This window comes from Ruegeria sp. BHSB196, assembly GCF_059613135.1.
Genome location: NZ_JBXWRY010000010.1, coordinates 18,659 through 43,254 on the forward strand (window position 1 = coordinate 18,659; position 24,596 = coordinate 43,254).

22 protein-coding genes and 1 tRNA gene are annotated in these 24,596 nt (G+C 65.1%); 14 read left to right on the top strand and 9 right to left on the bottom strand.

Going from position 1 to position 24,596, the window contains the following annotated elements:
* Window positions 1-73 precede the first annotated feature (73 nt).
* Window positions 74-718, bottom strand: coding sequence for a pyrimidine 5'-nucleotidase (locus tag AC2FNJ_RS07615; RefSeq protein ID WP_496763693.1), 645 nt, complete (start codon window positions 716-718; stop codon window positions 74-76).
* A gap of 94 nt (window positions 719-812) precedes the next feature.
* Here AC2FNJ_RS07615 and AC2FNJ_RS07620 point away from each other — a divergent pair, with 94 nt between their 5' ends.
* Window positions 813-1,463, top strand: a complete 651-nt coding sequence (locus tag AC2FNJ_RS07620; RefSeq protein ID WP_496763621.1) for a GntR family transcriptional regulator — start codon at window positions 813-815, stop codon at window positions 1,461-1,463.
* 3 nt (window positions 1,464-1,466) lie between these two features.
* Here the strand turns inward: AC2FNJ_RS07620 and AC2FNJ_RS07625 are convergent, their stop codons facing one another.
* On the bottom strand, window positions 1,467-3,353 hold the full coding sequence (locus tag AC2FNJ_RS07625) for a glycosyltransferase (protein WP_496763622.1): 1,887 nt from the start codon (window positions 3,351-3,353) through the stop codon (window positions 1,467-1,469).
* A gap of 80 nt (window positions 3,354-3,433) precedes the next feature.
* Window positions 3,434-4,600, bottom strand: coding sequence for a glutamine-hydrolyzing carbamoyl-phosphate synthase small subunit (carA, locus tag AC2FNJ_RS07630; protein WP_496763623.1), 1,167 nt, complete (start codon window positions 4,598-4,600; stop codon window positions 3,434-3,436).
* Between the two features lie 182 nt (window positions 4,601-4,782).
* Between carA and AC2FNJ_RS07635 the strand changes: the two genes are divergently transcribed.
* Entirely contained in the window at window positions 4,783-5,268 is a 486-nt protein-coding gene (locus AC2FNJ_RS07635; protein WP_496763624.1) for a GatB/YqeY domain-containing protein, read from the top strand.
* A gap of 21 nt (window positions 5,269-5,289) precedes the next feature.
* Here AC2FNJ_RS07635 and AC2FNJ_RS07640 read toward each other — a convergent pair whose 3' ends face one another.
* Window positions 5,290-5,781: a DUF2244 domain-containing protein gene (locus AC2FNJ_RS07640; protein ID WP_496763625.1), complete on the bottom strand. Its 492-nt coding sequence runs from the start codon at window positions 5,779-5,781 to the stop codon at window positions 5,290-5,292.
* 56 nt (window positions 5,782-5,837) lie between these two features.
* Complete coding sequence (locus AC2FNJ_RS07645) at window positions 5,838-6,437, bottom strand: 2-hydroxychromene-2-carboxylate isomerase (RefSeq protein ID WP_496763626.1); 600 nt, start codon at window positions 6,435-6,437, stop codon at window positions 5,838-5,840.
* Window positions 6,438-6,726: 289 nt separating this feature from the next.
* On the opposite strand from AC2FNJ_RS07645, the gene AC2FNJ_RS07650 reads away from it, so the two are divergent.
* A complete protein-coding gene (locus tag AC2FNJ_RS07650; protein WP_496763627.1) occupies window positions 6,727-8,442 on the top strand; it encodes an adenylate/guanylate cyclase domain-containing protein in 1,716 nt (571 codons plus the stop codon).
* 189 nt (window positions 8,443-8,631) lie between these two features.
* Here the strand turns inward: AC2FNJ_RS07650 and ctaD are convergent, their stop codons facing one another.
* Both ctaD and AC2FNJ_RS07660 read right to left on the bottom strand, forming a co-directional pair.
* Window positions 8,632-10,290, bottom strand: coding sequence for a cytochrome c oxidase subunit I (gene ctaD, locus AC2FNJ_RS07655; protein ID WP_496763628.1), 1,659 nt, complete (start codon window positions 10,288-10,290; stop codon window positions 8,632-8,634).
* 340 nt (window positions 10,291-10,630) lie between these two features.
* Window positions 10,631-11,569: a homocysteine S-methyltransferase family protein gene (locus tag AC2FNJ_RS07660; protein WP_496763629.1), complete on the bottom strand. Its 939-nt coding sequence runs from the start codon at window positions 11,567-11,569 to the stop codon at window positions 10,631-10,633.
* 117 nt (window positions 11,570-11,686) lie between these two features.
* On the opposite strand from AC2FNJ_RS07660, the gene AC2FNJ_RS07665 reads away from it, so the two are divergent.
* From AC2FNJ_RS07665 to AC2FNJ_RS07675, 3 genes are all read left to right on the top strand, one after another.
* A complete protein-coding gene (locus AC2FNJ_RS07665) occupies window positions 11,687-12,577 on the top strand; it encodes a LysR substrate-binding domain-containing protein (RefSeq protein ID WP_496763630.1) in 891 nt (296 codons plus the stop codon).
* Window positions 12,578-12,913: 336 nt separating this feature from the next.
* Entirely contained in the window at window positions 12,914-13,330 is a 417-nt protein-coding gene (locus tag AC2FNJ_RS07670; RefSeq protein WP_496763631.1) for an HIT family protein, read from the top strand.
* Between the two features lie 36 nt (window positions 13,331-13,366).
* A complete protein-coding gene (locus AC2FNJ_RS07675) occupies window positions 13,367-14,278 on the top strand; it encodes a cation diffusion facilitator family transporter (protein WP_496763632.1) in 912 nt (303 codons plus the stop codon).
* 343 nt (window positions 14,279-14,621) lie between these two features.
* Here AC2FNJ_RS07675 and lipB read toward each other — a convergent pair whose 3' ends face one another.
* On the bottom strand, window positions 14,622-15,305 hold the full coding sequence (gene lipB / locus AC2FNJ_RS07680) for a lipoyl(octanoyl) transferase LipB (protein ID WP_496763694.1): 684 nt from the start codon (window positions 15,303-15,305) through the stop codon (window positions 14,622-14,624).
* 44 nt (window positions 15,306-15,349) lie between these two features.
* Complete coding sequence (locus AC2FNJ_RS07685; protein WP_496763633.1) at window positions 15,350-16,006, bottom strand: DsbA family oxidoreductase; 657 nt, start codon at window positions 16,004-16,006, stop codon at window positions 15,350-15,352.
* Window positions 16,007-16,147: 141 nt separating this feature from the next.
* On the opposite strand from AC2FNJ_RS07685, the gene AC2FNJ_RS07690 reads away from it, so the two are divergent.
* The 8 genes from AC2FNJ_RS07690 (at window position 16,148) to AC2FNJ_RS07725 (ending at window position 24,540) form a co-directional block, all read left to right on the top strand.
* Window positions 16,148-16,234: transfer RNA gene (locus AC2FNJ_RS07690), tRNA-Leu, on the top strand.
* A 321-nt stretch (window positions 16,235-16,555) separates the two neighbouring features.
* Window positions 16,556-17,359: a DeoR/GlpR family DNA-binding transcription regulator gene (locus AC2FNJ_RS07695; protein WP_496763634.1), complete on the top strand. Its 804-nt coding sequence runs from the start codon at window positions 16,556-16,558 to the stop codon at window positions 17,357-17,359.
* Complete coding sequence (locus AC2FNJ_RS07700; protein WP_496763635.1) at window positions 17,343-18,116, top strand: inositol monophosphatase family protein; 774 nt, start codon at window positions 17,343-17,345, stop codon at window positions 18,114-18,116. The genes AC2FNJ_RS07695 and AC2FNJ_RS07700 overlap by 17 nt, the downstream gene beginning before the upstream one ends.
* A 3-nt stretch (window positions 18,117-18,119) precedes the next feature.
* Window positions 18,120-19,817: a Na/Pi cotransporter family protein gene (locus AC2FNJ_RS07705; protein ID WP_496763636.1), complete on the top strand. Its 1,698-nt coding sequence runs from the start codon at window positions 18,120-18,122 to the stop codon at window positions 19,815-19,817.
* The gene (locus AC2FNJ_RS07710) at window positions 19,814-20,563 is read left to right on the top strand and encodes an N-formylglutamate amidohydrolase (RefSeq protein WP_496763637.1); all 750 of its coding nucleotides are present in this window, start codon (window positions 19,814-19,816) and stop codon (window positions 20,561-20,563) included. The genes AC2FNJ_RS07705 and AC2FNJ_RS07710 overlap by 4 nt, the downstream gene beginning before the upstream one ends.
* Window positions 20,560-21,921: a glutamine synthetase family protein gene (locus AC2FNJ_RS07715; RefSeq protein WP_496763638.1), complete on the top strand. Its 1,362-nt coding sequence runs from the start codon at window positions 20,560-20,562 to the stop codon at window positions 21,919-21,921. The genes AC2FNJ_RS07710 and AC2FNJ_RS07715 overlap by 4 nt, the downstream gene beginning before the upstream one ends.
* A 94-nt stretch (window positions 21,922-22,015) precedes the next feature.
* Window positions 22,016-23,398: an aldehyde dehydrogenase family protein gene (locus AC2FNJ_RS07720; protein ID WP_496763639.1), complete on the top strand. Its 1,383-nt coding sequence runs from the start codon at window positions 22,016-22,018 to the stop codon at window positions 23,396-23,398.
* A complete protein-coding gene (locus tag AC2FNJ_RS07725; protein WP_496763640.1) occupies window positions 23,395-24,540 on the top strand; it encodes an iron-containing alcohol dehydrogenase in 1,146 nt (381 codons plus the stop codon). The genes AC2FNJ_RS07720 and AC2FNJ_RS07725 overlap by 4 nt, the downstream gene beginning before the upstream one ends.
* The last annotated feature ends 56 nt before the right edge of the window (window positions 24,541-24,596 follow it).

The window sequence follows — 24,596 nt, forward strand, 5'->3', positions numbered from 1 at the left end:
TCTGTTCGTCGCTGCACCGGATATAGGGGCCGCGCCGACCCGCGATCAGGTGCAGATCGTCGCAGCCGGCGGCTCAGACCAGACGCGCCAGAAAGGCGGTCAGGTCGTCGGTGTGATGATGGATGTGATCCGCCGCATGCGGCTCGGGCGCGACATGCACGGTGCGCATGCCCATCTCGTGCGGCGCGGCCAGGTTGCGCGGGTCGTCCTCGAACATCGCGGCGGTTTCGGCGGTGATACCGTCCCGTTCGAACACCGCCTCGAACGCGACCCGCTCGGGCTTGGGGCGATACCCGGCGTGCTCCACGCCATAGACCGCGTCGAACAGCCCGGCCAGTCCGCGCGCGACCAGAACCCGCTCGGCATAGGGCGCGCTGCCGTTGGTGTAGACGATCCGCCGCCCCGGCAGACCGCGGATCAGCGCCGCCAGTTCCGCGTCGGGCGCCATGTGGCTCATGTCCACCTGGTGCACCGCGTGCAGATAGGGTTCGGGATCCAGATCGTGCTCGGCCATCAGCCCGGCCAGGGTGGTGCCGTATTGCCGCCAGTACTGGCTGCGCAGGCGGTCGGCTTCGTCCCGTTCCACCCCAAGCGCGTCCATGACATACTGGGTCATCAGCACCTCGATCTGGTCGAACAGGCGCATCTGCGGCGGGTAGAGGGTGTTGTCGAGATCGAACACCCATTGCGTGACATGAGCGAAAGCCGGTTTGACCATGCCGTGGGTGTAGGCCGGTTGCGGCGGGTTTTCAATCTTGATTGCGCCCCCGCCCGACGGATAGACAGGTCCGAACAGGGAGAACCACGACAAGATGAGCCAGAGCCGCCACAGCCACACGGATGCCTACAGCCTGATCCTCGAAGCGATCGACGTGGGGATCTACAAGCCGGGGGACCGCCTGGTGGAAAGCGAACTGGCCGAGCGGTTCGGGGTCTCGCGCACGCCCATCCGCGAGGCGCTGCAGCGGCTGGAAACGCAATCGCTGCTGGAACGCGACGGGCGGTCGCTGATCGTGGCGTCGCTGGATCACAACCAGATGGCCGAGCTCTACGTGGTGCGGCGCGAGCTCGAGGGTCTGGCCGCACGGCTGGCGGCCCGCCACGCCACCGAGGAAGAGATCAGGGTGCTGCGCGACATGGTGGCGGCGGATGACGCGCTGGTGGGCGATCCCAACGCCCTTTCGCGCGCGAACCGGCGCTTTCACGAACAGATCCACCTGGCCTCGCACAACCGCTATCTCGTGCAGCAGCTCGACCTGGTGCATCGCACCATGGCGCTGATGGCGACGACCTCGCTGGCGGCGCAGGGGCGCGGCGAGGTCGCGCAGGGCGAGCACAAGGGCATCGTCGAGGCCATCGCGGCGCGCGACGAGGAGGCGGCCGAAAAGGCGCTCAAGGATCACATCTCCATCGCCTTCATGACCCGGCTCAAGCAGGACGCGGACAAGCGCGAACGGGCCTGACACTCACGCGGGCACGTGTTCCTCGCCCGCCTGGCCGTGCTGGGTCTTGTCCCAGAAATAGGGCCGGATCGCCAGTTCCCACAGCGCCTTGTAGGCGGCGGCGACGCCCAGCGGAAAATACAGGATCATGGTCGGCACCCAGGGCATCAGGAACCTGCGGCGGCGCGACGACACCGCCAGCAGACCGACGACCAGGTTCAGGGCTTCGGCCAGCAGACACAGCCCGATGCAGGCCGCGGCGACCTGCGGCGGAACCACCCCGGTCAGCGGATGGTCCAGCCCCAGCGCCATCAGCCAGAACGACCACAGCACCGGCGCCAGCAGGAACTGCCCCACGGTTCCCAGAAAGAACGCCTGAAAGCCCAGAAACCGCTTCCAGCCCAGATCGGCGAGCAGCTGGCGCGGCGCCCGCATGTGGACCAGATAGGTCATCATGAATCCCTTCAGCCAGCGGGACCGCTGCCGCACCCACGGCCAGGGCCTGAAATTCGCCTCTTCATAGGTCACGGTGTCGATCGCCTCGGTCCGGTATCCGGCCCGGCACAGCCGCACCCCCAGATCCGCATCCTCGGTCACGTTGTGGGCGTCCCAGCCGCCCAGCCTGTCCAGCGCCCGGCGGCGAAAGAACAGCGTGGTGCCGCCCAGCGGCACCACCAGCCCGAGCCGGGCGATGCCCGGCAGGATGACCCGGAACCAGCTGCAATACTCGATGGTGAAGCATCGGCTGCGCCAGTTGGTCCGGGGGTTGTAGTAGTCCAGAACCCCCTGCAGGCAGACCACATCCTTAGGCGCGCGCGCAAAGCGCCGGACGACCTGTTCGATCTGGTCCGGCACCGGCGCATCCTCGGCATCCCAGACACCGACGAACTCGCCCCTGCAGAAATCCAGCGCATAGTTCATGGCGCGCGGCTTGGTGGTCAGGCCGTTCCGGTCGGGCACCTCGATCACCCGCATCCACCTTGGCAGGCGCGCCGAGTCCAGCGCCTTGCGGGTGATCTCGTCCTTTTCCTCAAGCACCAGGATCACGTCCAGCAACGCCTTGGGATAGGTCAGGCGTTTCAGCCGGCGCACCAGATCGCCAGCGATTTCGCGCTCCTTGTAGAGCGGCACCAGCACCGAGACATGGGGCAGCCGGCCGTCCGGGTCCGGCCCGGCCGCGGGCGCGCCGGGCGCGTCGATCAGGGCGTGCCCCGACAGATGCCCGGCGATGCCGATGATCCGCAGCGACAGGAACAGCGCCAGCGTCCCCACCGCCACTGCCGCCGCGACGGCCAGGGCGGCCAGCGGATAGGCCACGGCGGCGGCGAGCAGAAACAGCGCGATCAGCACCGCCGGCAGGCGCGAGATCAGCGTCCAGTTCCGGCAGCTCTGCGCCGCATCGACGCGTTCTTCCGCCGCCTTGGCCAGCTGCGGCGAGAACCGGTGCGCGATGGCGGCGTCGATCTGGTCGGGCCAGGCGAGGACCGGAAGGGCGGTGATCCCGGCCTCGGACAGGGCCTCGCGCACCGGCTCGAACCGGTCCGGCCGCGCGATGGCGACGAAGACGATCGGCCCCAGCCGGAACCAAGGCACGGCATTGTGCGCCAGCCAGAACGAAACGGGCATCGCGGCGCACAGTTCCGGCGCCGGTGCCGGTGCGGTGAGGTCCGCGACCTGCAGACCGTTCTGCGCGGCCAGCGCGGCCAGAACGTCCGCCGGATCGGCCCAGCCTTCCGCGATCAGGATTTCACCGATGGGGGCGTTGAGCCGCTCCTGCATGGCCAGCGCCTGGCCAAGCCGCTCCGGCGTGATGACGCCCCGCTCGACCAGATACCGGCCCAGCGGCTCGCGTGTCTCGGCGGACGGAACGGGCAGGGCCGATACCAGTCTCTGCAGGTTCTGATCGCTCATCGCCCAACCCCGGTGCACTTGCTCTGCAGCAGGTTTGGGTGAACAGGGTTAACGGGCGGTTAAGCGCACCGCGCCGCGCGTCAGGCCGCGGTCTTGCGGGCCTCCATGGCGGCGGCGAACCGTTCGAACAGGTAGAAGCTGTCCTGCGGTCCGGGCGAGGCTTCGGGATGATACTGCACCGAATAGACCGGCCGCTCCGTCATGCGGATGCCGCAGTTGGACCCGTCGAACAACGAGCGATGCGTCTCGATCACGCCGTCGGGCAGGCTCTGGGCGTCCACCGCGAACCCGTGGTTCATCGAGGTGATCTCGACCTTGCCGGTCTCCAGATCCTTCACCGGGTGGTTGGCGCCGTGGTGGCCGTGGTTCATCTTGACGGTCCTGCCGCCAAGCGCCAGCGCCAGCATCTGATGTCCCAGGCAGATGCCGAAGACCGGCAGATCGGTGCCGTCCAGAATCTCGCGGATCATCGGAACCGCATATTCGCCGGTCGCCGCCGGATCGCCCGGCCCGTTCGACAGGAACACGCCGTCCGGGCCGTGGGCCAGAACCTCGGCCGCCGTCGCCGTCGCCGGCAGCACCGTCACGTCGCATCCCGCCGAGGCCAGACAGCGCAGGATGTTGCGTTTCGCGCCATAGTCCAGCGCCACGACCTTGTTCCGGGGCGCGTCCTGCCGCGGGTATCCGTCGGGCCAGGCCCAGCGCATTTCGTCCCAGCGATAGCTCTGCGCGCAGGTGACTTTCTTGGCGAGGTCCATCCCTTCCAGCCCGGCGAACCCGCGGGCGGCGGCCACCAGCGCCTCGATGTCGAAATTGCCCTCGGGGTCATGGGCCAGCGCCACATGCGGGGCGCCCTGCTGCCGGATCTCGCGGGTGAGGCGGCGGGTATCGACGCCGCCGATGGCGATGCGCCCGCGGCGCTCCAGCCAGGCCCGCAGATCCTCGGCCGCACGCCAGTTCGACGGCGCGGTGGGATCCCATTTCACCACCATGCCCTCGGCGACCGGATCGGCGGTTTCGTCATCGTCGGGATTCACCCCGACATTGCCCACATGCGGAAAGGTGAAGGTCACGATCTGCCCGGCATAGGAGGGGTCGGTCATGATCTCCTGATAGCCGGTCATCGCGGTGTTGAAGCAGAGTTCGGCAACCGTCTGGCCCGTCGCCCCGAACCCGTGACCGAAAAACAGCGTGCCATCGGCCAGGGCCAGGCAGGCGGTGGGCTTGGACGTGGCGGACTGGGCCATGGCGCGACTCTCCTGCAGGGTAAATCGGCGCATTCCTAAGGGTGAAGCGCCGTGGGGTCAAGCCCGTTCAAATTTCCGGCATCCTTGTTTTTCAAGGGGTTAGCACTATATGACTCCTGTTGTCTCATTCTTTATGTTTTTATATGGTCGGGTTTCCGGATCCATGGGGATGGGCAGAACAAATGGACATGCGAACACGGGTGAACACCGCCCTGAAGCAAGCTATGAAGGACAAGGCCGCCGACCGGCTGTCGACGCTGCGGCTGATCAACGCCGCCATCAAGGACCGCGACATCGCCGCCCGGGGTGGCGGCAACGAGGAATCGCAGGGCTGCGGCGACACGGAAGTTCTTGAAATTCTAGGGAAAATGACCAAGCAGCGCAAGGAAAGCGCGCGCGCCTATGAAGAGGGCGGGCGGCTCGATCTTGCCGAGCGCGAGCGTCAGGAAATCGCCGTGATCGAGGAATTCCTGCCGCGGCAGCTCGACGACGAGGAGGTGGCCGAGGCCATCTCCAAGGCCATCGCCGCCACCGGGGCCGGGTCGATCCGCGACATGGGCAAGGTCATGGGCGAGCTCAAGGCGCGTCATACCGGCCAGATGGATTTCGGCAAGGTGGGCGGCATGGTCAAGGATCAGCTCTGCGCGGCGTCCAACGGCGACTGCTGAACCGGGCGCCGGAAACGACCGTCAGGCGGTCTGCCGTCCGTTCAGCCGGCGCAACAGCTCGTCATAGAGCGCGATGCGTTCGTCCTCGGACAGGAACGCGCCGATCTCCACCTCCCGGTCGCCGCCCTTGAGCGTGATGTAATGCGGCACCGGGCCGCCGCTTTCGTGCATCTCCGGACGCGCCCAATAGCGGTTGCACTGCCACTCCTGGGTGCCGCCGCGCGGATTGTGCCGCACCAGATGCGCCTGGCTGCCGGTCAGGGTCAGCACCTCGATCAGCCGCCGCTGCCGGTAGTTCACCTCCAGCGCCAGCCAGAGGCCCAGCACGACCAGCAGCAGGAACGGCAGCAGCCCCCACAGCAGGACCGAACCCAACATCGCCAGCAGCGGCACGAGCCCGAGGCCGAACACGCTCAGCACCACCGCCATCGCGCCGCGCGGCGGCAGCGAGTTGTGGGGCCACAGGTGCAGTTCCTGCACCGAATCCGAACTGTCCTTCCAACGATAGGGCATGTCCGAATGATAGCAGCGCGGCGGCGCGCGTCGAGCCGGATTCCGGCCCGGACCCGTCAGACCACGTGACCGACCCGCGCCCAGGAAAAGGCGTCGTCCAGCCGGTCGTCGCCCCAGAACAGCTCGCCCCGCACGACAAAGCTCGGCGCGCCGAACACCCCCGCCGCCATGGCGGCCTCGGTCGCGTCGTCCAGCGCGCGGACCGCTGCGGCTTCGCGTGCCCGCGCCAGCACCGGCAGAGGATCCTGATCGCTGCGATGGAGCGCCTCGGACAGCGCCGCCTCGCTGCCGGCCTCGACGCCGGTCTCGAACCAGATGCGATAGAGGTTGCGGGTAAAGCTCTCGCCCCATCCCTCGGCCATGCCCAGCAGGGCGATCTGGTTGGCCAGCGCCAGGTCCGAGATCGGATAGGGCGCGGGCAGACGGGCGTGCAGGCCGTATTTGGCGGCGCGGCGCTCGATGTCGCGCCACATATAGGCCGATTTGGCCGGCTTGCCCGCAAAGGGGATGTTGTTCTGCTCGGTCATCACCCTGCGCACGTTGAACGGGCGCCAGCGCACCGTGGCGTCATGCGCCTTGCACCAGTCCGGCAGGCGCATCACGGTCAGGAACGTGTAGGTGCTGCCAATGGAATACCAGAAATCGATCTCGGGCATCGGCACAACTCCTGAGGCGCAGGACAAACCCCGCCAAGCATAGCCGATTTTGCCCGACCTGGCGATTCCGCGGGCGGCCGCGCGTCCGCATGAACGGGGCAGGCACAAGCCAATGCACAACTCCGACACGTTCCCGCCGCGCGACGCGCGGGCCGTTTTGGCGAACGATCAATGACTGCAATGCGGACAAAGCTGACCTCTGCCGCAATTCAGTGCTAGAGTTGGCTGCGTTGAGGGAATGTGCACGCTTTGTAATCTGTTCAGGCCCCGAGCTGGATTTTGAAATTCGATGAAGCCTACAAGAAGACTCGCCGCGATACTTTCTGCTGACATCGTGAATTACTCGGGGCAGATGAAGTCTGACGAGACCCAGACCCTTGCGGAACTTCGCAAGTTGCGCAAAGAGGTGTTCGAGCCACTTGTGTCCGATCACCGGGGAAACGTCATCAAGCGTATGGGCGATGGCTGGCTCGTGGAATTCGATGCAGTCTCGGATGCGGTGCGTTGCGCCCTCGATATTCAGACCGGTGTATTGCGGCAATCTGCGCTTCAACTCCGGATCGGCGTGCATTTGGGCGATATCGCGTTTGAAGAAGAGGATATCTACGGGGACGGCGTCAATCTCGCCTCGCGTATTCAGAATTCGGCCGACCCGGGAACGGTTTTGATTTCCGATGTGGTTCAGCAGAGCATAGACGATCGGCTTGCAGAGGTTTTTCGCAAGGCGGCCGAACGAAACCTGAAGAACGTGGCCACCCCGGTCTCGGTGTTTCAGTGGGCGCCGCCGGAAGCCCCGCCGCCACGCATCGCGCCCTCATCGCACACCCAGTCCCTTCTGATCGGTGTGCTGCCTTTCGACAATCATTCTTCCGATCCCGACCAGGAGTTTTTTGCCGACGGGATCACGGAAGAGATCATCACAACCCTTGCAAAGCTGCCGAACCTGTTGGTCGTCGCCCGCAATTCCACCTTCGTCTACAAGGGCCGTTCCGTAGATATCAAACAGGTCGGATTGGAACAGGGCCTCGATCTTGTTCTCGAAGGCAGCGTGCGCCAAAGCCGCGATCGGGTGCGGATCACTGCCCAGTTGATCGACGCCAAGACCGGGATGCATCTTTGGGCAGACCGATATGATCGGCTCATCGAGGATGTCTTTGAGGTTCAGGACGAAATTGCCCTGAGAATCGCGACCGAATTGCACGTGGAGTTGCTTGAAGGCGAGATGGCGCGATTCCGCGGATCTGGAACGAAGAATCTGGATGCCTGGTCGTCACAGCTCAAGGCGGTCGAGAGTTCGAGAAAGGTAACCAAAGAGAGCTACGCTGAGGCCCGCCGACATGCCGAGCGCGCGATCTCTCTGGATCCGACCTACTCCGCACCGCTCTGCACCCTGGGTTTCATTTGCACCGTGGAAGCGCGACATGGTTTTGCCGATGACAGGGCGGCGGCTCTTGCAGAAGCCAGGAACTGCGCGCGACGTGCTTTGGAAATCGACGACTACAATCCGGAAGCCCATGCGGTTGACGCCTTTGCCGACGCAATCGAGGGCAATCTCGATGACGCGATACGGAAGTTCGACAAGGCACTGGATCTCAATCCAAACCATGCTGACGTGGCCGCACGGTTGTCGCTGACGCTGGCCTTCAATGGCCGGATTTCGGAGGCAATCCGCGCCGCTCAACAAGCGATTACGCTGAACCCTCATTATCCGGGATGGTACGCGGGTGTCCTCGGCTTTGCCAAGCGTTTGGACGGCAGTTTCGAGGAAGCCATTGCCGCATTCAAGGAATACAGCGAAATGGTTCCGGGCTTCGGCTATTTGGACCTGGCCATCGTATACGCGGAAATCGGTGAGATGGACGCGGCGAGAAGTGCGGCGCAGTCCCTTTTGGCTTTTCGGCCAAATTTCAAAATTTCGACCTGGAAGCAAACTCAGCTTTATTCCGACCGGCAGCGACTGGAACTGGATTGCGAATGCCTTCGGAATGCCGGCCTGCCTGACTGACCGTCGCTTTCCCGTATTCGTTCGATACGTTCCGTCGGAACACCACCCCAAGCCGTTTTCGAACCCGCCTCACCCCAGCCGTTCGTAGGCGGATTTAACGCCCGCAGCAATCCCGACTCTGCTTGACCGTGACCCACGAAAAGGAAACCCCGCCAGACGGCGGGGTTTCAGGCATTCTGCCGGGCGGGATCAGTGCGCGTGGCCCTTGTCCCACTCCTCCTGCTTGGGCAGGATCTCGAACGTGTGCTCGGGCGGCGGCGAGGGCAGGGTCCACTCCAGCGTGTCCGCGTATTCGTTCCAGTAGTTGTTCTGGGTCACGCGCGCGCCGCGGGTGAGCGCGTAGAACATGATCCCGAAGAACAGGATGAACGAGGCGAAGGAGATGAACGCGCCGATCGACGAGACATAGTTCCACAGGGCGAAGGCCTCGGGATAGTCGATGTAGCGGCGCGGCATGCCCTGACGGCCCAGGAAGTGCTGCGGGAAGAAGGTCAGGTTGGCGCCGATGAAGAAGGTCCAGAAATGGACCTTGCCCCAGAATTCCGGGTACTGGCGCCCGGTCATCTTGCCGAAATAGAAGTAGATCCCGGCAAAGATCGCGAACACCGCGCCCAAGCTCATCACATAGTGGAAATGCGCCACCACATAGTAGGTGTCGTGATAGGCCCGGTCCACGGCGGCCTGGCTCAGCACCACGCCGGTCACGCCGCCGACGGTGAACAGGAACAGGAAGCCGAAGGCGAACAGCATCGGCGTCTTGAACTCGATCGAGCCGCCCCACATGGTGGCGATCCAACTGAACACCTTGACGCCCGTGGGCACCGCGATGACCATCGTGGCCAGCATGAAATAGGCCTGCTGGCGCAGCGACATGCCGACCGTGTACATGTGGTGCGCCCACACGACAAAGCCCAGCACCCCGATCGCGATGATCGCCCAGACCATCGGCAGGTAGCCGAAGATCGGCTTGCGCGAGAAGGTGGCGATCACGTGGCTGATGATGCCGAAGCCCGGCAGGATCACGATGTACACTTCCGGGTGGCCGAAGAACCACAGGATGTGCTGGTACAGCACCGGATCGCCGCCGCCGGCCGGATCGAAGAAGGTGAAGCCGAAATTGCGGTCCATCAGCAGCATGGTGATGGCGCCGGCCAGCACCGGCAGGCTCAGCAGGATCAGCCAGGCGGTGACGAAGATCGACCAGGAAAACAGCGGCACCTTGAACAGGGTCATGCCGGGGGCGCGCATGTTCAGGAAGGTGGTGATCATGTTGATCGCGCCGAGGATCGAGGAGGCGCCCGATACGTGCACGGCAAAGATCGCCAGGTCCATGGACATGCCGCCCTCGGTCGTGGACAGCGGCGGGTACAGCACCCAGCCCACGCCCGAGCCCAGCTGGTCGTTGCCGCCGGGGCTGAGCATCGAGGCGACGCCCAGCGACGTGCCGGCCACATAGAGCCAGAAGGACAGGTTGTTCATCCGCGGGAACGCCATGTCCGGCGCGCCGATCTGCAACGGCATGAAATAGTTGCCGAAACCGCCGAACAGGGCCGGGATGACCACGAAGAACATCATCAGGACGCCGTGATAGGTGATCATCACGTTCCAGACATGGCCGTTGGGGGTGCAGGGATCGGCCATGAACCCTTCCATGCACATGTACTGCACGCCCGGATGCATCAGCTCCAGCCGCATGTACACGGTCATCAGGACCGAGATCAGGCCCGCGATGGCCGAGAAGATCAGGTAGAGAATCCCGATATCCTTGTGGTTGGTCGACATGAACCATCGGGTGAAAAATCCGCGCTGGTCTTCATGCTCGTGACCATGAATGGCTGCGTCTGCCATTTAGGTGCCTCCTGTTGCAACTCAACCGCGCAGCCGGACCTCTCCGGCGCGCGGGGATTCCTGCAGGTTTTAGAATGTGGAAGGCCCGCCTTCAATGGCGGAGTTTGATCTGGATCAAGATAAATGGCCGCACCCCTGTTGAAGTCGGGGGTGGCGCCCGCGTGTTTTCCGCCCTGCGCAGGCGGGTCCGCGTCGGTGCGCGCAGCATGCCGGACCTGCCATCCGTGCGCGGCGGGGACGTTCGGTCCGGTGCGGCAGGGCGAGCGATAACGGAAACGTCGGGTTCGAGTGCAGAGTTGCGAATGCTGCACTTTGTCCTAATGTCCGCACTGGAATTTGCTCACGCGGGCAAGAGTATCGCCGTCGCGATCTTATCGACATGGACGAAGTCCGTTCCGCAGCATCCACCAAAGACATTCATGCTTGGGAACTGTTTGCGGATATCTGCATATTGAGCAGCAAGTTCGTCCGGATTGCCCTCTTCAAGGTGGCCAAGCTGGCAGAGTGTGCCGTGATCCAGGGTTGATGCGTTCGCGCGCAATCCGCGAATGCGATCCGACCAGGCACCACGCTTCAGCGCCGGGCCGAAATCGACCGGGTGCGCGCAGTTGATCATGTAGTAGGCAGGTGCGGCGCCGGTCTGCGAGTCGACGGTCTCAATGGCCTCCTGCAAGCTCTCACCGCTTCGGAGGCAGCGGTTTTTTTCCAAGGTGAACGAAATCACCGACGGTAAGCCTGCCGACTGCGCCGCGCGAGCAATCCCGATGGCCTCTGCCGTGGTGTTGAGTGTTAGGGCAGTGACGATGTGCGCGCCTCCGGCCTTGAAGGTCGCGATTTGCTCGCTGTGGTAGGTTTCGGCGCCTTCGGCAGTCAGCGCCTGATCCAGTTTGTACGCATCGCCTTTTGGCCCGATGCACCCGCTGATCACCGTCTTTGCGTTAGGCAGACCAGCGGCGTGGGCCGCGTCTCGGTAAAGCTCGAAACAGGCGTGGTTCATCTCGGCCAAGCGGTCATCATCATAACCGAGCAACCGCCCCCAGTCGCGGCTGGCGCGGTAGGTCAGGCTGTCGAAGATGAAGCTTGCGCCATGTTGCACCGCGATCTCGGCAAAGGTGCGGTAATACTCGTGCAGGGCCGCTCTGGCTTTTGGGTCATGCAGCAAATGGAAGGCCGCGAATTCTTCCAGTTCGAAGCCTCGCTTGTACATCAGCCAGGTTTCGGTGCCGCCGTCCGTCAGAAACAGATCGGTCGTCTGGTGCGGCAGGGTCGGGATCGCCATGTGCTTGTCCTCTGTCAAAATTCTGATCGATACAGGCAGGCTAGGTGGGGCTGGCTAATTCGCACAAACGATCATACTTTGCGACATGGGTTAGATTTTCTACGGTGTGATCAGATCATGGCCAGGCGCTTACCGTCTCTCAATCAGCTTCGCGCGTTCGAGGCTGCTGCGCGGCATCAGAGCATCAAGAAGGGTGCCGATGAGCTGTGCGTGACACCCGCCGCCGTGGGTCATCAAATCCGCGCGCTCGAAAGCTATCTCGAAGTGACATTGTTTCATCGCGGTGTGCGGCAGATCACCCTGACCGAACAGGGGCGGCGGTTGGCTAAAGATGTCGGAGACGCCTTGGATCGGATCGAAGCAGCCGTTGCCCCAGCCTTCAGCAACAGCCTGTCAGGGCCGTTGAAAATCTCAGTCGCGCCCTTCTTTGGGAACCGATGGCTGTTGCCCCGGCTGGAACGATTCAGCGCGCAGTATCCAGAGATCGTCGTGCAGCCGGTCTTGTCGTTCGACTATGTCGATTTGGCGAAGGACGGATTTGATGCTGCGGTTCGGTACGGGGATGGGACGTGGGACGGCACGACGGCCGAGCTTGTTTTCCGCGACACGCTTCGGCCGGTTTGCGCACCGCAACTGGTCGAAGGACGCACCTTGCCGCTTGCACCCGATGACATCCTGAGCCTTCCGTTGGCCTCTGCGAAGAACTGGCCGGATGATTGGACTGCCTGGGCAGAGGCAATCGGAAGTGCATTGGCGCAGCACATGGCCCCCCATCAGCATGATAGCCGCGCATTCATGTTTGATAGCGCTCTTTCAGGTCAGGCAGTCATCCTTGCCGATTGGCGTATGACCAGTGTGGACGAAAGGGCCGGTCGTCTGGTTTGCTTGTCGGAAATCAGCGTCGAACGCTCGCAAGGCATACATATAGTGACGGCTGCATCTGAGATGGGGCGCAAGGTGCGGGCATTTGCGGATTGGATGAAGGCAGAAGCGCACGTCGTTCAATGATAGCCGCCATTGGCGCAACCGCAGCGAAAGCTCACTTTGTCCCGCACTACCGAAGTTTGGTTCTGGTAGACTTAAACCGCAATCCGCCCGACTAACGAATGCCTGCGAGGCAGTTCGATCCCATCGTGCTTCTGCCTCCGGAAATGGAGCGTGCAAAGCGCCCGCCAAGCGGGGCATTCCCCGCGAACCCCGACCGAAAACACATGTACAAAACGGTCATCTCCCCCCAAATCCACGGTACGAAACGGACAATTCACAGCTCAAACCTGCGGGTTGACCCGGCGGGGCGGCTGGCCCACAACTCTCGCGACAGCCCTGACAGAACGGATGCCCCACATGGACTACGATCCCGACAACGTCTTCGCCAGGATCCTGCGCGGCGAGATCCCCTCGACCCGCGTCTACGAAGACGACGACACGCTTGCGTTCATGGACATCATGCCCCGCGCCGACGGGCATCTGCTGGTGATCCCGAAGACCCCCTGCCGCAACCTGCTGGACGCCTCGCCCGAGCAGATGGCCGCGGTCATGCGCACGGTGCAAAAGATGGGCCGCGCGGTCATGAAAGCCTTTGGCGCTCAAGGGGTTACGGTGCAGCAGTTCAACGAGGCCGCGGGCGGGCAGGAGGTGTTTCACCTGCATTTCCACATCCTGCCGCGCCACGAAGGCGACCGGCTGCGCCCGCCGGGACAGATGGGCGACATGGACGCGATCGCGGCCCATGCCGACAAGATCCGCGCGGCGCTTGCATGAGGGCCGGCCGGGCCGCCGCCGGCAAGGGCCCGCCGGATGCCGCATGACCATCCGCACCTGACCGACCCCAGGGCCGGGGACGCGCGCGTGGCCTGGGCCATCGCGGTCAACGCCCTTCTGACGCTGGCCCAAGTGGTCGGCGGTCTTCTGTCCGGCTCTCTCGCGCTGATCGCCGACGCGCTGCACAACTTTTCGGACGCCATCGCGCTGATCATCGCCTATGCCGCGCGCAGGATCGCGCGGCGGCCGGCGGATGCGCGCATGAGCTTCGGCTATGGCCGGGCCGAGGTCATCGCGGCCCTGGTCAATTACACGACGCTGGTCGTGCTGTCGGTCTATCTCCTCTACGAGGGCGTGATGCGGTTTTTCGAACCGCAAGCGATCAACGGCTGGATGGTGGTCTGGATCGCGGCGCTGGCGCTGATCGTCGATCTGATCACGGCGGCGCTGACCTATCGCATGGCCAGGGAAAGCGTGAACATCCGGGCCGCCTTCCTCCACAACGTCGCCGACGCGCTGGGCTCGGTCGCGGTGATCGTCGCGGGTTGCGCGGTCATCCTGTTCGGTTGGACCTGGGTGGATCCGATGGTGACGATCCTGATCGCCGCCTACATCCTGTGGCACGTCAAGTCCGAGATCGGCGGCACCATCCGCATCCTGATGCAGGGCGCGCCGCCCGGACTGGACCCGGATGAGGTCGCCGGCGCCATCGAGGCGGTGGACGGCGTGCGGCAGGTCCACCACGTTCACCTCTGGAGCATGCAGGAACGCGATCCCGCCCTGGCCGCGCATCTGGTCGTGGAGCCGGGCCAGTGGGATCGGGCCGACAGCGTGAAGGCCAGGGTCAAGGCGGAACTCGACGCTCGGTTCGGAATTGGCCACGCGACGCTGGAACTGGAAAGCGCCGCACAGGCCTGCGACGAGCCGCGGCGCTTTGGACATGACTGAGAGTTTTCGGTCCCGAAGCGAATTGCCGCTCCGATTTGGGTCGGAGCGGCAGACTCGTACCAATCACACCGATCGGTCAACTCAGATATTCGTCGAGTTTCCCGGTTTAACATACCACTCACTCTGAGAATGGTGATTCCTGTGTACGCTATTTGGCCGCCGGCTGCATGGGGATTCTGCAAAAATGGTTTAAAAGGTAAGGAAAACCTGCATCATCCTGCGCATTGGCCACTTGAATTGGAAACATATCGCATCATTCGACAGGATTGTTCTCGGAGCGGGCTCTGTGCGGCCGCCGCCGCCGCTCGGGTCCGCCGGTCGCGCCCACTGGCGGGCGGCGCCGTCAGGCGGAGCGGCGGCCCGAAACCTCGCCGTCTGCCGCAGTCTCGAAAACCGCATCGAAGGTGCGTTTCAGCGCCACGTCCACATCCGCCATCGTGACCGGCAGGCCCAGATCGACCAGCGAGGTCACGCCGTGCTCGGAGATGCCGCAAGGCACGATCCCCGAGAAATGGTCCAGATCCGGTTCCACGTTGATGGAAAGGCCGTGAAAGCTGATCCATTTGCGCAGCCGGATGCCGATCGCGGCGATCTTGTCCTCGGCAACCTGTCCCGAGGCGGTGCGCGGCTTGTCCTCGCGCCGGACCCAGACGCCGACCCGCCCGTCGCGGAGTTCGCCGCGCACGTTGAATTCGGCCAGCGCCGCGATGACCCAGGTTTCAAGCTGTTTCACGAACCGGCGCACGTCGTGCCCGCGCCGCCCCACGTCAAGCATGACATAGACCACCCGCTGGCCGGGGCCGTGATAGGTGTACTGACCGCCGCGTTTGCTCTGGTGCACCGGGAACCGGTCGGGATCGGTCAGATCCTCGCGCCGCGCCGATGTCCCCGCCGTGTAGAGCGGCGGGTGTTCCAGCAGCCAGATGCATTCCGCGGCCTCGCCCGCGGCGATGGCGGCCACATGTTGTTCCATGAAGGCCACGGCCGCGTCATAGTCGGTCAGGCCGTCCGAGATCTTCCATTCCATGGGGCCTGCATAGCCCGGGGCGCGCGGCGGGGAAAGGGGCGATGTCATGCGGCCTCGGCCAGGCACCGCTCGACGATCTGCGCATAGGTTTCGACGCCCTGCGCGCCGGTCACGAGGTATTTGCCGCCGAACACCATGGCCGGGACGCCGGAAATGCCGCGGCTGGTCCAGAACGCCTGTTTTTCGCGCACAGGCGCTGCATGGGCGCCCGAGGTCAGCGCCGCACGTGCGGCCTCGGGGTCCAGCCCCGCCGACTGCGCGGCCGCGACCAGAACTTCGGTGTCGGACACGTCCTTGCGGTCGGTGAAATAGGCCGTGAACAGGGCCAGCTTCAACGGGTGCTGGCGCTCGTGCCCCTCGGCCCAATCGAGAAGCTGATGCGCCTGAAAGGTGTTCACGATGCGGCTGTCGTCATCGAAGTTGAAGGCAAATCCCAGATCCGCACCGATTGCCGTCAGCCTGTCGCGGGCCTGCTGGCTCTGTTCGGCCGTCGTTCCGTACTTTTCCATGATGTGCTCGCGCAGGTTCTGCCCCTCGGGCCCCTTGGCGGGGTTCAGCTCGAACGGGTGCCAGCGCAGCCGGGCCAAGACATCCGCCCGGGCAAGCGCTTGTTCCAGCTGCTTGAATCCGACGATGCACCACGGGCAGACCACATCCGAGACCACATCGATCCCGACGATCCGGTTTTGCGACTCGGCCATCTTTCGGGTCTCCTTCCAGGATTTCCACGCCAGGTGAGACTAGCAGATATGCCCGCGCATCCGGAAATCAATCCGATGTGTTTTTGCCTCTTCACATCAAACGCCGGAGCGTCTATACGCCGCCCTACCAAGCCAAGGCGTGCGGTCGTGGCGGAATTGGTAGACGCGCAGCGTTGAGGTCGCTGTGGGGTAACACCCGTGGAAGTTCGAGTCTTCTCGACCGCACCAGATTTCTTCCAACGGATCTCCGTCGTTCCCGCCCTTCGGCCTTTGCGGCACGTTCTCCCGAGCCTCGCGCCATGACCAGGCCAAGCCTGCGCGCCCGGCAGCCCGAGGGCGGCGCGTGTCGGCGGGGTCCAGTCTCCTGAGGTGGTCACGCAATGGTCCCTGGCCTGGAGCTTGCGGGCATCCGGATGAGCCGCCGTGCCAATACGGGCAATTTCCGGCAAAACCCCAAACTCAACCGCGGCATTTCAACATTCATGCTTGATTTTGCCCGGATTGCGTGTCTGTCTTTCAGCAGCATCGGAATCTGCAAACGGGGGCGGCGTGCCGGGGCGCGGAGTTCATACGCATCGCGAGGTCGAATTGCTCGACGTGCTGCGCAGGCTCGGCGGGGCCGCGCGCAATTCCGATCTGGCCAAGGCGATGGACGTGTCCGAGGAAACCGTGCGCCGCGCGATCAAGGCGCTGTCCAAGGCCGGTGCGGTCGAGCGCGTGCACGGCGGCGCCTATCTTGCGGGCACCCAGGGCGACCCCAGCTTCTTCCGCCGCCTGTCCCAGCATTCCGACGAAAAACGGCGGATCGCCGCCCGTCTCGCGCAATTCGTGCGCGACGGCATGACGGTGTTTCTGGATGTGGGTTCGACCACCGCCTTCGTCGCCGAAGAGCTGCGCCAGCGCGGCAATCTGACGGTCGTGACCAATTCGGTCGGCGTCGCGCAGACGCTGGTCGGCGTGAACGGGACGCGGGTTCACCTGCTGGGCGGCGAGATGCAGAGCGACGAGCGCGGCACGTTCGGCCATGTCACCCATCGGCAGGCGCAACGCTATGCCTTCGATCTCGCGGTGCTGAGCGCCGATGCCATATCGGCCCGCAAGGGCTTTCTGTATCTCAGTTCGGCCGAGGCCGATCTGGCGTCGGTCATCGTGGACAGTGCCGACCGGTCGATGGTGGCGGCGGATCATTTCAAGTTCGGCGAGACCGCCCCCCATCGCGGCCCGGAGCCGCGGCGGATCGACGATCTTGTGACCGACAAGAGACCCAAGGGCCAGTTGGCCGACGCCATGGACGGCTGGGGCATCGACGTGCACATCGTGACGGGAGACGGAACCGATGCTGGCCAGGGATGACTATGCCGCGCATGCGGCCCGGATCGCGCAGATCGCGGGCGAGGCGGCGCGGGTCTATTTCCGCGGGCGGCTGGGCGTCGAGTTCAAGGCCGACGAAAGCCCGGTGACACAGGCCGACCGGCGCGTGGAAGCGCAAGTCCGCGCCTATCTGGCCGAGCATTTCCCCGATCACGGGATCTATGGCGAGGAACACGGATTCGAAGGCCGAAACCGCCGCCATGTCTGGATCGTGGATCCGATCGACGGCACGCGGTCGTTCCTGTCGGGGCATCCGCTGTTCGGGTTCCTGCTGGGGCATCTCGTGGACGGGGTGCCGCAGCTGGGCGTGATCGGGATGCCGGCTCTGGGCGAGACCTTTCTGGGCGTACGCGGGCAGGGGGCGACGCTGAACGGCGAACCGATCCGGGTCTCCGCGGCGACCAGACTCGACCGGTCGGTCCTGTTCGTGAACGAAGGCGACAAGATCCACCGCGACCATCCGGCCTTGTTCGACCGGCTGATGCAGGCCGGGCAGACCCGGCGCTTCGCCTATGACTGCTATCCGCATGCGCTTCTGGCCGCAGGCTACGTGGATGCGGTGATCGACTATGACCTGCAGCCCTACGACCACCTGCCGGTATCGGCCGTGGTCGAGGCGGCGGGCGGGCTGATGACCGATTGGGACGGGCGGCCGCTGGGACTCGGGTCGGACGGGCGGGTGGTTTCGGCGGCGACGCCGGAGTTGCACGCGGAAATGCTGGAGCTTGTGCGGGGATAGAGAATGGCGATCGTCAGTTTCCTCATAAGCCTTGCCGGCGCGACGATGCTGCTGCTGTTTGCCGTGCGCATGGTGCGCACCGGCATCGAGCGCAGCTACGGCGCATCGTTCCAGCGGCTGATGACGCGCCAGCGCAACCCCGTTCAGGCCGCGTCCGTCGGCCTGGCGATGGCGGTCGTGCTGCAGAGTTCGGCGGCGGTGGCCCTGCTGAGCTCGGGCTTTGCGGCGGGCGGATTGCTGACCTTTCCGGCCGGGCTGGCGATCGTGCTGGGCGGCGATCTGGGCTCGGCCCTCGTCATCCAGATCCTGTCCTTCCGGCTCGACTGGCTGGTGCCGGTATTGCTGGCGACCGGCGGCTATCTGTTCGTCAAGACCGAGGCCAAGAAGGCGCGGCAGACCGGCCGGATCCTGATGGGCGTGGCCTTCATCCTGATCTCGCTGCGGTTCCTGCGCGAGGCGATGGACCCGATCCGGGACAGCGCCTTTCTTCCGGCCATCGCCGAATATCTGGCGCGCGACTACGTCACCGCCTTTCTGGTCGGCGGCGGGCTGGCCTTTGTCATGCATTCGTCGGTGGCCGCAATCCTGATGTGCGTGACGCTGGTCCAGATCGGGGCGCTGCCCTTCGCCGCCGGCCTCTCGCTGGTGCTGGGGGCCAATCTCGGCTCCGCGTTCATCCCCGTGTGGCTCACGCGCGGGATGCCGCTGTCGGCCCGGCGCATTCCATGGGCCAACCTTGCGCTGCGCGGCAGCTGGGCCATCCTGGTTCTGGTTGCGGCCAATCTGGCCTTGCGCGCGGGCGTGCTCGGCGATCCGCAGGGCGGTCAGATGCTGGTGATCGCGCATCTGGCCTTCAATGCGTCGCTGCTGGTTCTGGCGCTGCCGTTTTGTGGCTGGCTGCAAGCGCCGGTCGAGCGGCTTCTGCCCGACCCCCGAACGGAGCCGGCCGCACCCGCCGCCCGCCCCGTCAGCGCCCTGGACGCGCGCCATCTGGGCAGTCCGAGCCAGGCGCTGTCGAGTCTCAAGCGCGAGCTTCTGCGCATGAGCGATCTGGTCGAGGCCATGTTCCGCCCGGCGCTCGATCTCTACCGCAGCGGCACCCGGGATCAGATCCGCGCGGTGCAGGCGATGGATGCCGAGGTGAACGCGTGCCTGTCCGGCATCCGCCGGTTCGTGGCGTCGCTTCCGGTCGAGGAGTTCGGCAGACGGAACGCCAGGGACGCGCGCGATCTGATGGAATACGCCATCCGCCTGGAGACGGCGGGGGACGTGGTGGCCAAGCGCCTGACGGTGCTTGCAGGGAACATGCGCAAGACGGGCGCAGCGTTCTCGAAGGAAGGATGGAGCGAACTGGTCCAGATGCATGAAGCCATTCTGGCCAACATGAAACTGGCCTCGAACGTGCTGATCTCGGACGACCTGGAAAGCGCCCGCCTGCTGAGCCTGGAAAAGACCGAGATCAAGCGCGCCGAGCGGGACAGCCGCAAGCGCCACCTGCGGCGTCTGCAGCGCGGAAGCACCGAGAGTTTCGAAACCAGTGACATCCACCTCGAAACCCTGCGCGCCTTTCGGGAGTTCAACAGCCATATCGCGGCGGTGGCCTATCCGATCCTCTACCGCAACGGCCAGTTGCTGGAGACCCGGCTGATCGAGCGGATGCCGCACCGCCAGAACGATCCGGACAACGGGGTGGACGCATGAAGCCCCCGGTCGAAATCCTGAACGAAGCCGGAAAGGGACGCGTCGTCCTGCTGTGCGAACATGCGAGCAACCGGATCCCCGAAGGCTATTCCGGCCTGGGGCTGACCGAATCCGACCGCGACAGCCACGCCGCCTGGGATCCCGGCGCGCGGGCCCTGGCGCTGGAGCTTTCGGCGGTGCTGGACGCGCCGGTGATCGCCTCGACGGTCTCGCGGCTGGTCTACGACTGCAACCGCCCGCCCGAGGCGGCCAGCGCCATGCCGGAACAGGTGGAACTGATCGCCGTGCCGGGAAATGCCGGGCTGGACCGGGCCGAACGGGAGGCGCGCGCCGCCTCGGTCTACGCGCCCTTCTGCGCGGCGGTCTCGGGCGTGCTCGACGCCCGGGGGCCCGAAACCGTGGTGATGACGGTGCATTCCTTCACGCCGGTCTATTTCGGGCGGCGCCGGGAGGTCGAACTGGGCCTGTTGCATGACGCGGACAGCCGGCTGGTGGACGCGATGTTGGATCACGCGGACCGGGCGCCGCATCGCCGGATCGCCCGCAACGAACCCTACGGCCCCGCCGACGGGGTGACGCATTCGCTGCGGCTTCACGCGCTGAGCCGCGGGCTGGCCAACGTGATGATCGAGGTGCGCAACGATCTCTTGCGCAGCCGGGATCAGGTGGCCGGCATGACACGGGACATAGTGGCGCTGCTCGAACCGGCGCTCAGGGATATCGCGATCAGGGAGGACGCATCGTGAGTGCAACGCTCAGCTTCGAACATCTCAAGACGCAGGTGACTGCGGGCGAGGTGGACACGGTTCTGGTCTGCATGGTGGACATGCAGGGCCGGTTGATGGGCAAACGCTTCCATGCCGGGCATTTCGTCGCCGGCGGCTGGGAAGAGACCCATTGCTGCAACTACCTGCTGGCCACCGATCTGGAGATGGCGACGCCGGACGGCTATGCGGCGACCAGCTGGGAGCGCGGCTATGGCGACTATGTGATGAAGCCCGATCTGGACACGCTGCGCCCGGTGCCCTGGCTGGAGGGTACGGTGATGGTGCTGTGCGACGTGCTGGACCACCACACGCATGAGGAGGTGCCGCATTCCCCGCGGGCGATCCTGAAGAAACAGGTCAACCGCCTGCGGGCCATGGGCTATGAGGCGATGGCGGCGACCGAGCTGGAGTTCTTCCTGTTCGAAAAGAGCTTCGATGCGATCCGCAAGGAAGGATTCCGCAACCTCGAACCGATCTCGGGCTACAACGAGGACTACCACATCCTGCAGACCACCAAGGAAGAACACGTGATGCGCCCGATCCGCAACCATCTGTGGACCGCGGGGATTCCGGTGGAGAATTCCAAGGGCGAGGCCGAGACCGGGCAGGAGGAACTCAACATCAGATACGCGCCGGCCATGGACACTGCGGAACATCACACCATCGCCAAGAACGCGGTGAAGGAGATCGCCTGGCAGCATGGCCATGCCGCGACCTTCCTGCCGAAATGGCATCACGACAAGGTCGGCAGTTCCTGCCATGTGCATCAGTCGCTCTGGAAGGACGGCGAACCGGCCTTCTTCGACGCCGCCGACGATCTCGGCATGTCGGCGCTGATGAAAAGCTACGTGGCCGGTCTGCTCAAATACGCCGCGGACTACACCTGTTTCATGGCGCCCTACATCAACAGCTACAAGCGGTTCATGAAGGGCACCTTCGCGCCCACGCGGATCATCTGGTCGGTGGACAACCGCACCGCCGGGTTCCGCCTGTGCGGCGACGGCACCCGCGCGGTGCGGATCGAGTGCCGGATACCGGGCTCGGACATGAACCCCTATCTGGCCCTGGCCGGGATGCTGGCGGCTGGGATCGCCGGGATCGAGGAGGGGCTTGACTTGCAGCCGCCCGCCCGGGGCGATGTCTATCAGGGCGACACCGGGCGGATCCCCGGCACGCTGCGCGACGCGCGGGCGGCGCTGGACGGGTCGCGGATGCTGCGCGCGGCGCTGGGCGACGACGTGATCGATCACTACGTCCGCGCCGCCGAAGTGGAGATCGAGGAATTCGAGCGGGTGGTGACCGATTGGGAGATTGCCCGCGGGTTCGAGCGGGCGTGAGTCCCGGCGCGGCTGGGGGCTCTGCCCCCAGACCCCCGGGATATTTTTGGCCAGATGAAGCAGGGATCCTGTTTCTTGTGAAGATGGAGTGATCATGGGGCGGATGTTGCAATGCATCTCACCGATTGACGGGTCGGTTTTTGCCGAGCGGGAGGTGATGTCGCGCGATGCGGCCTTTGCCGCCGCGGCGCGGGCGCGGGCGGCGCAGGCGGGCTGGGCGGCGCGCCCCTTGCAGGAGCGCATCGACCTGGTGCTGGCGGGTGTCGCGGCCCTGGGGGCGATGAACGGCGAGATCGTGCCGGAACTGGCGCACATGATGGGCCGCCCGGTGCGCTATGGCGGCGAGTTCGGCGGCGTCGAGGAGCGCGCCCAGCACATGGCGGAGATTGCCGAGGCCTCGCTGGCCGATATCGCGGTGGGCGAGGATGAGGTCTTCCGGCGCTACATCAGGCGCCTCCCGCATGGCGTGGTGTTCGTGGTGGCGCCCTGGAACTATCCCTACATGACCGCGATCAACACGGTGGCGCCTGCCTTGATCGCGGGCAATACGGTTGTGCTGAAACACGCCACCCAGACCCTGCTGGTGGGCGAGCGGATGGTGCGGGCGTTCCAGTCCGCCGGCGTGCCCGAGGACGTGTTCCAGAACGTCTTTCTCGACCATGACGTGACCCGTGACCTGATCGCCGGCCGGGCCTTCGACTTCGTCAATTTCACCGGCTCGGTCGGCGGCGGCCGGGCGATGGAGCGGGCGGCGGCGGGAACCTTCACCGGGGTCGGCACCGAGCTGGGCGGCAAGGATCCCGGCTATGTGATGGAGGATGCCGATCTGGGCGCGGCGGTCGAAACGCTGATCGACGGGGCCATGTTCAACTCGGGCCAATGCTGCTGCGGGATCGAACGGATCTACGTGCATGAAAGCCTCTACGACGATTTCGTCGCCCGGGCGGTGGAGATCGTCGGTGGCTACAGGCTGGGCAACCCGCTGGACCCGGAAACGACGCTGGGTCCGATGGCCCATGTCCGGTTCGCCGGCGAAGTGCGCGCGCAGATCGCCGAGGCGGTGGCTGCCGGCGCCGTGGCGCATGTCGAGACCTTTGCCGAGGATGATGGCGGCGCCTATCTGACGCCGCAGATCCTGACCAACGTCAGCCACGACATGCGGGTGATGCGGGACGAAAGCTTTGGCCCGGTCGTGGGCATCATGCCGGTGCGCGACGATGACGAGGCGGTGCGGCTCATGAATGACAGCGCGTTCGGCCTGACCGCCTCGCTCTGGACCCGCGACGTGGAGCGCGCGGCGCGGGTGGGAGACCGGATCGAGACCGGCACCGTGTTCATGAACCGCGCCGATTACCTGGATCCCGGCCTGTGCTGGACCGGCTGCAAGAACACCGGGCGCGGCGGCGCCCTGTCGGTCATCGGCTATCACACCCTGACCCGTCCCAAATCCTACCATCTGAAGAAGGTGACATCATGAGCCTTGTTGGAAACTGGTCCTATCCGACCGCGATCAAGTTCGGCGCCGGGCGGATCGCGGAACTGCCGGGGGCCTGCGCACAGGCGGGCATCCGGGCTCCGCTGCTGGTCACCGACCGCGGCCTGGCCGATCTGCCGATCACGCAATCGACGCTGGACATTCTGGAGGCCGCCGGGCTGGGCCGGGGCCTGTTCGGCGAGGTGGACCCGAACCCGAACGAAAGGAACCTCGAGGCCGGCGTGGCCGCCTATAGGGCGGGCGGGCATGACGGGGTGATCGCCTTCGGCGGCGGCTCGGGACTGGACCTGGGCAAGATGGTGGCCTTCATGGCCGGCCAGACGCGGCCGGTCTGGGATTTCGAGGATATCGGCGACTGGTGGAAGCGGGCCGATGCCGACGCCATCGCGCCGATCATCGCGGTGCCGACGACGGCCGGCACCGGCTCGGAAGTGGGCCGCGCCAGCGTCATCACCAATTCGGAAACCCATGCCAAGAAGATCATCTTCCACCCCAAGGTGCTGCCGACCGTGGTGATCTGCGACCCCGAGCTGACCGTGGGCATGCCGAAATTCATCACCGCCGGGACGGGCCTGGATGCCTTTGCCCATTGCGTCGAGGCCTATTCCAGCCCGCATTACCACCCGATGAGCGCCGGGATAGCGCTGGAGGGGATGCGGCTGGTCAAGGAGTATCTGCCACGCGCCTATGCGGACGGCACCGACATCGAGGCGCGGGCGCAGATGATGAGCGCCGCCGCCATGGGCGCGACCGCGTTCCAGAAGGGGCTGGGCGCGATCCACGCCATGAGCCATCCGGTCGGGGCGCATTTCGACACCCATCACGGCACAACCAACGCGGTGTGCATGCCGGCGGTGCTGGCCTTCAACGCGCCGGCCATCGCCGAACGGTTCGAGCGGGCGGCGGCCTATCTCGGCATCGCGGGCGGCTTCGACGGGTTCTGTGCCTTCGTGCAGGGGTTCAACGACAGCCTCGGCATCCCGCGCAGGCTGTCCGATCTCGGCGTGACCGAGGCGGCGATACCGGCCCTTGTCGAGGGGGCGATCGTCGATCCGTCCTGCGGCGGAAATCCGATCGAACTGACGAGGGAGAGCCTCGATGGCCTGTTCCGCGCCGCATTGTGACGGGGCGGCCCGCCCGGCCGGCCCGGAAGGGCCGAGGCGCCACCGCCCCGAAACCC